The organism is Sphingobium sp. BHU LFT2, from assembly GCF_018604485.1.
Classification (GTDB): domain Bacteria; phylum Pseudomonadota; class Alphaproteobacteria; order Sphingomonadales; family Sphingomonadaceae; genus Sphingobium; species Sphingobium yanoikuyae_A.
Window position 1 is genome coordinate 140,818 of sequence record NZ_JAFCGW010000008.1, and the last position, 10,493, is coordinate 151,310.

Sequence of the window (10,493 nt, forward strand, 5' to 3'; positions counted from 1 at the left end):
CAGCCACGCCATTATTTGCATCCGGCCGCTATTGCGGGCTGGTGCTCCACTCGTGAAGCCAGGTGTTCTACGGCGATCCCGAAGCTGCGCGGGCACAACTTGGATCGAGCTGAGGCAAAGCCTTTAGGGATTGCTAGCTCAAGCGGGCCGGCCATATTCCTGTGTTCAGCAGTGCGGAAATGATCGTCAGGGTCGGCCCGAACAACTCGGGCCGAGCTGATTTTTTGGCGCTCACGACGTTCGCATGGCTGGCGTACGCCCGCCCTCATTGTGTTTGCGGTCGGACTTTTCATGGTTCGCGGCAACGCGCTAAGGTTCAGTATAGGAAAGGCTGCCATGCAGCGAGTGACCAGTATTGCGACACAAGTCGGGAAAATCAGATTGCTCCACGAAAGGACCAAGTGCTGGAGTGACAAGCTGGCCGCGGCATCGAGGGATGGAAAACGTACGGGCCGGGCGCGCGGTTGCGCACCGACCCGCAAGGCTGCCGCAGCAGCGGTCATCAGTCCATTTGTTGGCGGACCGACGCCTTAGCATGATAGCGCGCGGCCATCTCACCATGCGCCGCCGCAGCAGCCGGGTGAGCACCCCGCTTCATGGCTTCCTTTGCTTTGCGGCCTTCCTCGCGAGCGCGCCGCGAATAATATTGGGTGTCATCTTCGCTGTTCATGTGGCCCTCCATGATGAGCAGCTCTATCGTAAATCCGCTCAAGGCAGATCGAATTCATCTGTGTTAACTCGCTTGCTAATATCGACATCACATAGGTTGGCATGTGCATCGGAATTCAGCCCGCGCCTGTTGATTCACGGACGCCACGAGCTTGCATGGCCCCGGCAATGGCGCCGTTGTTTCACCTGGCGAGGGATTACCCCAAGGCGATGTCCAGCACCATCATCAAGCATAGGCCCCCGATTAGGCAGAGTTGAGCGCGATCAAAAGGCTCGCTGCCCAGCGTCGGTACGATCTGGCTCATGGTAACGCTCAACATCGCGCCCGCTGCTAGGCACAATGCCCAGGGTAGCAGCAGGGTGAAATGCGCGACCAGTAGTGCGCCGATCGTCCCCGCAATCGGTTCTACCAGCCCAGATAGCACCCCACCGGCGAAAGCGGTGAATGGCCGATAGCGAAGGGCGAGGGCTCCGGCCACGGCAAAGCCCTCGGGAACATTCTGGATGCCGATGCCGAGCGCGGTCGCGCTGCCCTGCGCATAGGCGCCGTCGCCGAAGCTGACGCCTACGGCCAGTCCCTCGGGCAGATTGTGCAATGTGATAGCCAGAACGAACAACCATAGTTGGCGATGCGGCAGCTCGCCCAGCGAGAGGTCATCGCGATGGTCCGGTAGGCATCGGGCGAGCCAGATGATCATTCCAGCGCCCATCATGACCGACCCGGCGACCAGAATAGCCGCCTGCCACGTTGGCGTGCCGAACACCTCCAGCCTGCCGAGCGCCGGCACAATGAGCGAAAAGAAGGACGCGGCGAGCATCACGCCCGCCGCGAAGCCTAGCATCATGCCTTGATGGCGTGTCGCTGAACGGCCCACGCCCAGGATTGGCAGCGCGCCGATCCCGGTCGCCAGCCCGGCGAGCAGGCTGCCGAGGGAGCCGGCAAGAACCGGCGTCCAGGCCAGAATCAATGGCTCGCCTGCTCGTTTTCGCTGCGTCTGGCGAGGAACTTCTGGATGACGACTGGCAGCGTTTCGTCGAGAAAGGCAACCATCGCCAGTTCTTCGCGAAGGCTCTCCTCCAGCTTGGGGATTGCGGCTTCGAACCCCCCTAGTGTCGCCATCTGGATCAGCGCCTTGTAGGTGGCCACTTCGAAGTTCTCGAATGCGTAATTGGCAAGGCTGTTCTTGATGATCTCGTCAGGAGCAAGCGCGTGGGAGAGAGCGGCCACGCTGCCGGACAGCTTCATCGCGGCGTCCTTGATCGCGGATGGGCTGTCAGCCATGCTCTCAAGGATGGAATCGAGGCGATCGATCTGCCGCTCAGTCTCTCCGCGATGACTGCGCAGTTTCGCTTCCACTTCGGCGTAATGGGCTAGATGCTCGATCTGGCGATCCATGATGCCAAGCGCCTGATGCTCAACCGCATGGGCGTCGCGCAGACCAACGATGAACATGTGGCGTACGGTGTCATGGTCCATCACTGGCCTCCATTTTCGATGGACTGTTCACGCGACATGGCGCGCGCTTCGTCCATGTCTGCAGCGCCGCCTAAATCCTCGTCACTAAGCCTGCCGGCACCGGGCCCGCCGCCTAGATCCGCCCCGGTCGTGGGGCTCGCGTTCGGATCGGAAGCTAGCCGGCCGGTCATGGCTGCGAAATCGGCCATGTCGCGCTCGTTAAGCTGGACAGACGCCTGGCCGTCGCCGCCGTCGACCGGCAGGTTGCCCGCAATGTCGTCGATCCGTTCCCACTGCTCGCCCTCATTCCAGGGGCCCACGACGTCACCTTCACCTTGGGAAGCATTGACATAGGTGCTGGCAAAGGCGGTGAGGCCGGGCAGTTTGCCAGGTGGAAAGTTGTTGGCGATCGAGTAAAGAGCCTTCTCGAAGCTTTTCTGGTGCGCCACCTCGCGTGTCATCAGAAAGCCGAGCGCGTCTTTGATCCCGGCGTCGTCCGTCAGGTTGATGAGGCGTTCATAGACAATCTTCGCGCGGCTTTCGGCGGCGATGTTGGAGCGCAGGTCACAGGTCGGGTCACCCCGGCTGTCGACATAGGCGGCGGTCCATGGCACGCCCGACGAGTTGGTGAGGGACGGCCCGCCGCCGTAGAGAATCGACTGGGTATGGCTGTTACCGCCCTGGTTGAGCGAAAGATAAAGCTCGGCTTCCTCCATGGACGCTTCGCTGATCGCGCTCTTCGCGCCTTTGTTCAGCATAGCTACAATCGATCCGATCACTTCGAGATGGCTCAGTTCCTCCGTTGCGATGTCGAGCAACATGTCCTTACGGCCAGGGTCGTCCTCCGCCAGCCCCTGTGTGAAATACCGCATCGCCGCCGCCAACTCGCCGTCGGGGCCGCCGAACTGCTCTAACAGAAAGGATGCAAGCACTGGATTGGGTTCTGATACGCGCACCGTATATTGCAGGCGCTTGTTATGCATGAACATCTTGTTCTTCTCCTAAGGATGGCAGAGATTTGGGTCAGCGGTTGGACGTGTCGGATCTGCCGCCGCTGGCGCGGTCATCATGGCCGCTTTGGGCGCTGTAGTAGAGGAGGGCGGTGAGTCCGCCGGCGACTAACACAGTCAATCCCACGCCCAATGTTGCCACCAGCACCACGGCCGGTCGCAGCGGCGCATCGATTGCCCAAAGATAAAAAAGGGCGAGGGCGACCGCAGCGCCAGCCGTGACTATGGACAAGCCGATGAGCAGCCGCAGCGTCCTGATGGCGGAAGGGGAAGCATCGTCCATTATCACATCCTTAACGGATAGCCTAAGTTCATTTAACAGCAATTACGATCTTGCAAAGAATAATGTTCCAATCTGATTGTTTAATCATGAAATTGTATATCACATGTTAGTGATTGCATATTGGATTTATTAAATTGTATGATTGATGTATGTCCATTTTATTGAAGGATAACATGTTTTGGTATTGACCTCGTGTTGAGCTAGAGCGTCATTGTTATTTTGAAAAGCGGGACAGGTGGCGAGCTCGGGAGATTGACATTCTTTGCCTGCCGACTGCTGCGTCTCAAAAACGCACGGTCAAAAGCTGTCCCCGTTACCGTCTTAGTGGCATCAAACACGTCCCCATGTATCGCGTGGCAGTGTAGTGAAAAATGGCAATGGGCTGGCGCGAGGACGCGGCTGATTGAAGCCTACGATGCAGCTGCTCTGCGGTAGCAGGGTAAGCCTTCGGGAAGGCCGACCCGCATCGCTACTTCAATGAGCCTGGGACGGTCGCCACCAGCGCCAATGATAATGCCACATAGGCGGTCAAAGCTTGATGATCGCGAACCCAACAGTATGATTCCTATCGATGACGGCGCAGCAGGTGGCTTGCGTCCCTGTTGTGGCTGGGGCGTCTATTCTGCGTCGCCGTACATTATGGCGGCTGGCAACCAACTGTGTCGCTTTGACCTACCGTGCCTGCCGCAGCGGCGGGAATGCGACACAGAGAGATCATTGAGCTCGCGCTGCCCCTGGGGGCTGCCCCATCGTTTGCAATGTCTCTATCTCAAAACGCGCCAGCACGCGATATCTTGGCTTGCGCTTTTGTCGCGGCGCCCTGGCCCGTTCATGTGTGATGGTCGCGCAGTGCTGACGCTATACCACCCCTGGGGCACCCGCGCTCGGGTTCGTGCTAGAGCGCATTGACGGTTGCCTGGTTTGCACTTCAGCTCAACAGGTTCGGCCGGCGCAGAAGAAGTGCTTGCGCCAGCATGATCAGCTTGGGATCGGAGTAATGATTAGCCAGAAGGTCGCGAGACAGGGCAGCGAGCGTGATTTCCTTCACGACGATGTTTTCGGCCTCGGCAGCAAGGCCTCCGCCACTGCCTATGCGATCCTTGGTTGAATAATGCCCTATAAAAAGGTGCAGACGCTCGGTCGACAATGCGGGCATGGTCCAAACGCGTCCGACCGGCTCCAACCCATTAAGGCGCACACCGCCCTCTTCCAGCGCTTCGATGCGCGCACAGTCTTCAGGCGGCCTGCCTTCTAGATTGCCCGCGATTGCCTCCAGGATCGGCGGCTCGCCGGTTGCCAGTATGGGGGCGCGCGGCAGGGAAATCACGAGAGCCATCCGTCGCTCTGGGTCATAGGGCAGGACAGCGGCTGCGTCGCCATGTTCTTCCACATGACGCTCAACCTCGGTTCCACACGGCATGCGGACGCACAACCGGCGCAACTTGTACCAGCCATCATAGACCAGCGTGTCCGCGACGATGCGGGCGCTCGTCATTATGCATGCGCCGCGTAGATGCTGTCGAGAAGCCCGGCCACAATCGCCAAGCTTTCGCATTCGGGATCGAAGGCGGGGGAGTGGACGAGCCGTCGCGCCCAAGCGGCGGCCATCTGTCCGCCCCAAGGGTCGCCTGGGATGGTCATCGTTTGACTGGTCGTGCCGGAGAATTGGGTGGCCGCGAAATCATAGAAGGAGCCGCCAACATTGTCGAAACTCGCTCCTCCTTTCTCGCCGAAGAACCGCGCCGAGAAGATCGCATCCTGACCGGCATGGAGGTGCCAGGACGTCGCTATGCGCATAACGGTGCCGCCAGCAAGGCGCACCGTTGCAATGCCATAGTCCTCGACCTGTCGCTTGCGGTCCATGAGGCGACGGCTCTTGCTGAAGAGATCGGCGCTGACCCATTCCACCTCCGGGAAGTCAAGCACCCATAAGGCAAGATCGACGAGATGGGTGCCCAAATCTGTCATGCAGCCTCCGCCTGAGAGGAGGGGATCGTAGAACCACGGCTTGTCGGGGCCAAAGGCGTTGTGGAAGACGAGATCTACGGCGTGCACATGACCAAGTTGACCCGTGCGGACCAGATCGCGGATCGCCCCCATTCCAGCCGTGCCGCGATAGGAGAGGTCGACGCCTAGCAGCCGATCGGCGGCTCGCGCGGCCGCGATCACACCTTCGACCTCTGCCCGGTTGCGCCCGAGCGGCTTCTGACAGAAGACCGGGATGCCTTGTTCGAGGGCGCGAATGGACTGTTCGGCGTGGAGGGCGCTTGGAGTGGCGATGACGAGGCCATCGAGCCGCTGTTTGAGCAGAGCATCGAGGGCCTCACAGCGCGCCGCGCCGGGCGCCAGCAGGCCCGCCTGCAAGACATTCTCGGGCGCTGGGTCGGCGATCGCGGCGACTTCGATCAACCCCGTCGCCGCCATCGCCTCCATGCGGGTGCGCCCGATCCAACCAACGCCCAGAAAGCCGATACGCGGCCGCTCGAGCGTCGGAGCGGGCAGGGCATGCGCGCTCATAGGAGGATTGCCGCTTTGACGAAGCCCTCCGGCTTGTCGCGCGTCGCGTCGAGCGCCTGGTCAAGCTGGTCGAGGCGATAGCGGTGCGTAACCAGACGGGTGGGGTCAAGCATGCCTTGCGCTATGGCCGTCACCGCCTCGCGCATGCCCTGTACGTAGATGAGCGGATCGCGCTCATGCGCGTTGACGACGTCGATGCCGCGCCAGTTCCACAGCCACATATTAACCTGACGTGGGCCGTCTTGATGATAGCCCGCGATGATCAGCCGCCCCCGCTCGGCGGTGAGTTCAGCGGCAAGATCGAGTGGCCACTGCTTTCCTACGGCCTCGATCACGCGCTCGCAGAAGTTGCCCCCGGTCAGGTCGTGGACCCGGTCGATGATGGCTCGATGATTGTCCATCGCTATCAATGCGGCCGCGCCGTGATCGCGCGCCAGTGCCAGCGAGGACATGCGGCGCGAAATAGCAATTACGCGGGCGCCGGCGTTGGTAGCAAGGCGCGTCAGGATTGCGCCCAGGAAGCCAATGCCGACGATGGCCACCGTCTGCCCAGAGCGGATGTCGGACCGGTGGAAGATATTGAAGGCACAGCCCAGCGCCTCGCCGGGGAACGCGATGCCCTCAAGCGCATCCGGGAGCTTCACCACTGATGCCGCATCCGCCAGATCATATTCGGCATAGGCGGCATAAGAAAGTGCGGCCACTCGATCTCCCGGAGTAAAAGCTGTCACGCCCTCGCCAAGCGCTTCGACAATGCCCCACCCCTCATGGCCCAACGCTCCGGCTGCCAGCGGATATTGTTGCCATTCCGGCCCGGCCCATGGCGTAAGATTCGAGGCGCAGACGCCACATCCTTCCAGCCGGATGCGGACCTGCTCCGTCCCCGGCTCGGGTCGAGCCACCGTCTGGAGGCGGATCGTGCCTGGAGCAATGACGACCGCCGCGCGCATAGTCTCCGCAGTCGTCGGCCGTTCGATTGCAACTGTCTTGCTCATTCTGCCGCCACCACCATCTTGGACGTGCTCCCGATGAACTGCTCCACCGCCTCATGCGCCTGATCGTCAGGCATCTGGCGCGGGGGATGCTTGCAGAAATATGCCGCGGCTGGATGGATCGGGCCTCCCAATCCTCTGTCTAGCGCCAGCTTAGCGCAGCGGATCATATCGATAGCGACGCCCGCGCTGTTAGGGCTGTCCTCCACCGAAAGGCGCATTTCCAGGTTCATCGGTACGCCGCCAAACAATTGCCCTTCCATGCGCAGGAAGCAGACCTTGTTGTCGTTCTGCCATGCCACATAGTCGCTGGGTCCAATATGGATGTTTTCGTCGGCAAGGCGGGCATCCGCCACCGACTGCACCGCTTCAGTCTTGGATATCTTCTTGGATGCAAGGCGTGTCCGGTTCGACATATTGAGGAAATCCGTATTTCCGCCGGTATTGAGCTGATAGGTCCGCTCGAGCTTGACACCGCGCTTGGCGAACAAGTCAGTTAGGACGCGATGCACAATGGTCGCGCCCAGCTGGGCTTTGATGTCGTCGCCGATGATCGGGACGCCCGCAGTACGGAATCGCTCAGCCCACACGGGATCGCTGGCAATGAAAACAGGAATGGCGTTGACGAAGGCGACGCCGGCCTCCAGCGCGCACTCAGCGTAGAATTCCGTCGCCTGCTGTGATCCGACAGGCAGATAGTTGATCAGCACATCGACCTTCGCCGCGCGCAGCCGCGCGACGACGGACCTGTGGTTGGCCTGCGCTCGGTCGGCGGGCAGGAAGGTCCGGTCGCACGGATACTCGCCCATATGCTCGGCAACTCCGTCGAGGACACAGCCCATCTCCACGATCGTGCCGGTGGACGCGACGTCGGGGCAGAAAAGCTCCGTGCAGTTTGGTTTGGCAAGAATAGCTTCCGCGACGTCCCGGTCGACCTTGCGCCGGTCAATATCCCATGCGGCAGCGACGCGGATGTCGAAGGGCCGATAGCCGCCGATCTCCCAGTGCATAAGTCCGCAATGGTCGTTGTTCTTGGCCCTGTAGTACGCAAGGCCTTGCACCAGCGAGCTGGCGCAGTTGCCTACCCCGACAATGCCAATGTTGATATTTGGCGACATGATAGCCTCCTCAAGCCATGCGCAAGGCGGGCAGCGCGGGCTCCGCCGGTGCGTAACGTTCAATCATCCAGGCGCAGAAATCGGCAAATGCTTGCGGGTCATGGACGGCGCTGCTGTGGTGCGGAGCGATCCCCAGATGCTCGGGCGTGAAGCAGAAGGTGGCGGTGACCTCGAAATCGGCTAGCGCCTCCATCTGCCGGTCGAACCAGTCGACAGCGTTCGGGCGAAAACTGTCCGCCCAGCTGATTCCGGTCCGCAGGTGCCGCACGCCCAACCGCTTCATCCAGGCGACCGCGTCGTCCAGGCGCGGATCCTCAAAGTGGAACCATTGCATCAGCCCCATATCTCTGGCGACCTTAGCATAGTCGTCAATTGCGGGCTTGGGCGTGCCGTCCGCTCGGATCAGTCCCATGTAGAAATGACGGTAGTAGCTGGAGCCCTCCGCCTCGCGGTGCCGGGTGGTCGCGCCCCACTCGAGGGGCAGGTCGAAGAGGCTGTACCAGTAGACCCGTGGCACCCGCCCGATAAGCAGCTGCGCGGTACGGTTGAGGCCAAAGACCTGCACTTCTTCCGCCCCAAAGGAACCGACTCCGACCTCCGTCACCCATACCGGCTTGTCTGGGATAACAGCCTCGATCTCGGCAATCTTGTCGGGCCAGGCGTGAATCGGCCACAGATTCCAGTCGAGCGGGAAGCCGTGAACAGCCACTACATCTACCGCATCCAGCGCGTTATGGCCACGCATGCGATCAATCCAGTGCGGATCGATGGGTGACATGCCTCCCAACACGCGGATCACCGCCGGATTGGCCTTCTTAATTGCGGTGCCCGCGCGGATCACCATATCGGCATAACGCGACCAGTCGGGATCTATCTCCGGGTCCCAGTGCGACTTGTTATTCGGTTCGTTCCAGATCATCGCGGCTTCAATCATGGCTTCGCCTCCCTGGCTGGGTAGACCGCCGCGCCGTCCATCAAATCCGCGAAGGGGACGGGCGCCAAGCGGCAGAGATAGACTTCTGCTTCAGGCTGCGCCTCTATCGCGAAGCCTGCTGCGCGGATCATCGCCTGTGAGCAGGCGGCATTGGGCGCCCACCAGTTGGTCCAGTCATTAGCAAACTTGCGTTCGATGAAATGCATCTTGGGGTAAGCGGGATTGTCGAAATAGCTGGGCGGCCGAGATGTGCCAGGGACATGAAACGGGTGGTCCTCCGGCACAAGCAGCACGTCCGATGCGCCCTGCTGCATCGTCTGGAACAGCAAAATGTCGCCCGCCACGTGCTCGCGGATGAGGTCGAGCGCCAGCAAAGGATGGCGCAGATGATAGAGCACGCCCATGAAGATCACGAGATCAAAGCGGCGACCAAGTGATGCGACGTCGTAAACCGAAAGGTTGCGGAAGCTGATGCCTCCCATCTCCAACGCGTCTACGGCGAACCGCGCTTGGTCAAGATAGCGTTCGTCCGTGTCGATACCCACGACTTCGGCTGCGCCGCGTCGTTTCATTTCGATCGAATAGAAGCCTGCGTTGCAGCCGATGTCGAGTACGCTCTTGCCTGAAAGGTCGGCGGGAAGGGCGTGGGCGAAGCGTGCGAATTTGAAAGCGGGATAATCGCCCAGGAAATGGTCGGGCGCTGTCTCCACTGCGCCAATTCGCAGATTCTGAAACCATGGCCCAAGTGCCTCTATCCTGTGGCGAAGAGCAAATGCGTCTTTGAGGTTGTTCGTCGCCGTCTTCATGCAGGCACCTCGTTAATGCGGGCTATGCAGGCCCCATGTTCGCCGATCTTGATTGTGCTGATCGAGCCGGGGCCGACGTCGAAACGGAGGATGTTGTCGAGATTAAGGCCTAGAAAATGTGCCAGCACGCCGCGAATTACGTCGCAATGGGTGACGAATAGAATCGTCGTGCCCCGACTAGCGCGAGCGGCAGCCACGACATATGAGACGGCGCGTCCGACTGATTGGGCCATCGTTTCGCCGCCCGGCGCAGAGGCGGTCGAGCGGCTGTGGTTCCACATAGCCCAGCGCGGATCGGCGTTCAGATCGGCGAAGGCGAGTCCGCTCCATTCGCCAAAATCAATCTCATCGAGGGCATCCGCACGGACAACCTCGGCCTCATGAAGCGCGGCAATGATATGAGCCGTCTCAAGCGTCCTTGATTGGGGACTGGCGTGCACTGAGAAAGGGGCCGCGAGACCGTGCCATGTGCCCACGCGCGAGGCTTGACGCCGCCCTGACTCGGTCAGGGCGGCAGTACCCGAGCGTCCACTCAACCTCTGGCCGAACTCGGCATGCTCGCCATGCCGGATCAGGTGAATGCAGGTCTCATTCGAGGACGGGGAGGGTGGCATCATCAACATAGATGATGCTTAACAAGTTTTGTTGAAAAAATGTTCCATCAATATGGCGATGGTAACAGGATAATGTAAATTAAACGAGCGCAAA

The 10,493-nt window shown here is 60.6% G+C and carries 12 protein-coding genes; all 12 read right to left on the reverse strand.

Annotation, left to right across the window (positions count from 1 at the left end; translation table 11 throughout):
• Positions 1-502: 502 nt before the first annotated feature.
• The 12 genes from JQK15_RS16035 to JQK15_RS16090 all read right to left on the reverse strand — a co-directional run bounded on the left by JQK15_RS16035 (position 503) and on the right by JQK15_RS16090 (position 10,408).
• Positions 503-670 (reverse strand): hypothetical protein, encoded by a 168-nt coding sequence (locus JQK15_RS16035; RefSeq protein ID WP_214866402.1) that lies wholly within the window; start codon positions 668-670, stop codon positions 503-505.
• Between the two features lie 196 nt (positions 671-866).
• Positions 867-1,637, reverse strand: coding sequence for a ZIP family metal transporter (locus JQK15_RS16040; RefSeq protein WP_214866403.1), 771 nt, complete (start codon positions 1,635-1,637; stop codon positions 867-869).
• Entirely contained in the window at positions 1,634-2,146 is a 513-nt protein-coding gene (locus JQK15_RS16045; protein ID WP_214866404.1) for a DUF892 family protein, read from the reverse strand. The genes JQK15_RS16040 and JQK15_RS16045 overlap by 4 nt, the downstream gene beginning before the upstream one ends.
• Positions 2,146-3,114, reverse strand: coding sequence for a manganese catalase family protein (locus JQK15_RS16050; RefSeq protein WP_214866405.1), 969 nt, complete (start codon positions 3,112-3,114; stop codon positions 2,146-2,148). Before JQK15_RS16050 ends, JQK15_RS16045 begins: the two co-directional genes overlap by 1 nt.
• Positions 3,115-3,148: 34 nt before the next feature.
• Complete coding sequence (locus JQK15_RS16055) at positions 3,149-3,418, reverse strand: hypothetical protein (RefSeq protein ID WP_214866406.1); 270 nt, start codon at positions 3,416-3,418, stop codon at positions 3,149-3,151.
• Between the two features lie 928 nt (positions 3,419-4,346).
• Positions 4,347-4,913 (reverse strand): NUDIX hydrolase, encoded by a 567-nt coding sequence (locus tag JQK15_RS16060; RefSeq protein WP_214866407.1) that lies wholly within the window; start codon positions 4,911-4,913, stop codon positions 4,347-4,349.
• A complete protein-coding gene (locus JQK15_RS16065) occupies positions 4,913-5,935 on the reverse strand; it encodes a Gfo/Idh/MocA family protein (protein WP_214866408.1) in 1,023 nt (340 codons plus the stop codon). Before JQK15_RS16065 ends, JQK15_RS16060 begins: the two co-directional genes overlap by 1 nt.
• Positions 5,932-6,930, reverse strand: coding sequence for an MDR/zinc-dependent alcohol dehydrogenase-like family protein (locus JQK15_RS16070; protein ID WP_214866409.1), 999 nt, complete (start codon positions 6,928-6,930; stop codon positions 5,932-5,934). Before JQK15_RS16070 ends, JQK15_RS16065 begins: the two co-directional genes overlap by 4 nt.
• The gene (locus JQK15_RS16075) at positions 6,927-8,045 is read right to left on the reverse strand and encodes an inositol-3-phosphate synthase (protein WP_214866410.1); all 1,119 of its coding nucleotides are present in this window, start codon (positions 8,043-8,045) and stop codon (positions 6,927-6,929) included. Before JQK15_RS16075 ends, JQK15_RS16070 begins: the two co-directional genes overlap by 4 nt.
• A gap of 10 nt (positions 8,046-8,055) precedes the next feature.
• Positions 8,056-8,979, reverse strand: a complete 924-nt coding sequence (locus JQK15_RS16080) for a glycoside hydrolase 5 family protein (RefSeq protein ID WP_214866411.1) — start codon at positions 8,977-8,979, stop codon at positions 8,056-8,058.
• Positions 8,976-9,785, reverse strand: coding sequence for a TIGR04290 family methyltransferase (locus JQK15_RS16085; RefSeq protein ID WP_214866412.1), 810 nt, complete (start codon positions 9,783-9,785; stop codon positions 8,976-8,978). Before JQK15_RS16085 ends, JQK15_RS16080 begins: the two co-directional genes overlap by 4 nt.
• Complete coding sequence (locus tag JQK15_RS16090) at positions 9,782-10,408, reverse strand: histidine phosphatase family protein (protein ID WP_214866413.1); 627 nt, start codon at positions 10,406-10,408, stop codon at positions 9,782-9,784. Before JQK15_RS16090 ends, JQK15_RS16085 begins: the two co-directional genes overlap by 4 nt.
• Positions 10,409-10,493 lie beyond the last annotated feature (85 nt).

What these genes read in the sequence shown, in the direction of transcription:
- JQK15_RS16035 (WP_214866402.1), bottom strand. Translation starts at nt 670, where the DNA reads ATGAACAGCGAAGATGACACCCAATATTATTCGCGGCGCGCTCGCGAG.
- JQK15_RS16045 (WP_214866404.1), bottom strand. Translation starts at nt 2,146, where the DNA reads ATGGACCATGACACCGTACGCCACATGTTCATCGTTGGTCTGCGCGAC.
- JQK15_RS16050 (WP_214866405.1), bottom strand. Translation starts at nt 3,114, where the DNA reads ATGTTCATGCATAACAAGCGCCTGCAATATACGGTGCGCGTATCAGAA.
- JQK15_RS16055 (WP_214866406.1), bottom strand. Translation starts at nt 3,418, where the DNA reads ATGGACGATGCTTCCCCTTCCGCCATCAGGACGCTGCGGCTGCTCATC.
- JQK15_RS16060 (WP_214866407.1), bottom strand. Translation starts at nt 4,913, where the DNA reads ATGACGAGCGCCCGCATCGTCGCGGACACGCTGGTCTATGATGGCTGG.
- JQK15_RS16065 (WP_214866408.1), bottom strand. Translation starts at nt 5,935, where the DNA reads ATGAGCGCGCATGCCCTGCCCGCTCCGACGCTCGAGCGGCCGCGTATC.
- JQK15_RS16070 (WP_214866409.1), bottom strand. Translation starts at nt 6,930, where the DNA reads ATGAGCAAGACAGTTGCAATCGAACGGCCGACGACTGCGGAGACTATG.
- JQK15_RS16075 (WP_214866410.1), bottom strand. Translation starts at nt 8,045, where the DNA reads ATGTCGCCAAATATCAACATTGGCATTGTCGGGGTAGGCAACTGCGCC.
- JQK15_RS16080 (WP_214866411.1), bottom strand. Translation starts at nt 8,979, where the DNA reads ATGATTGAAGCCGCGATGATCTGGAACGAACCGAATAACAAGTCGCAC.
- JQK15_RS16085 (WP_214866412.1), bottom strand. Translation starts at nt 9,785, where the DNA reads ATGAAGACGGCGACGAACAACCTCAAAGACGCATTTGCTCTTCGCCAC.
- JQK15_RS16090 (WP_214866413.1), bottom strand. Translation starts at nt 10,408, where the DNA reads ATGTTGATGATGCCACCCTCCCCGTCCTCGAATGAGACCTGCATTCAC.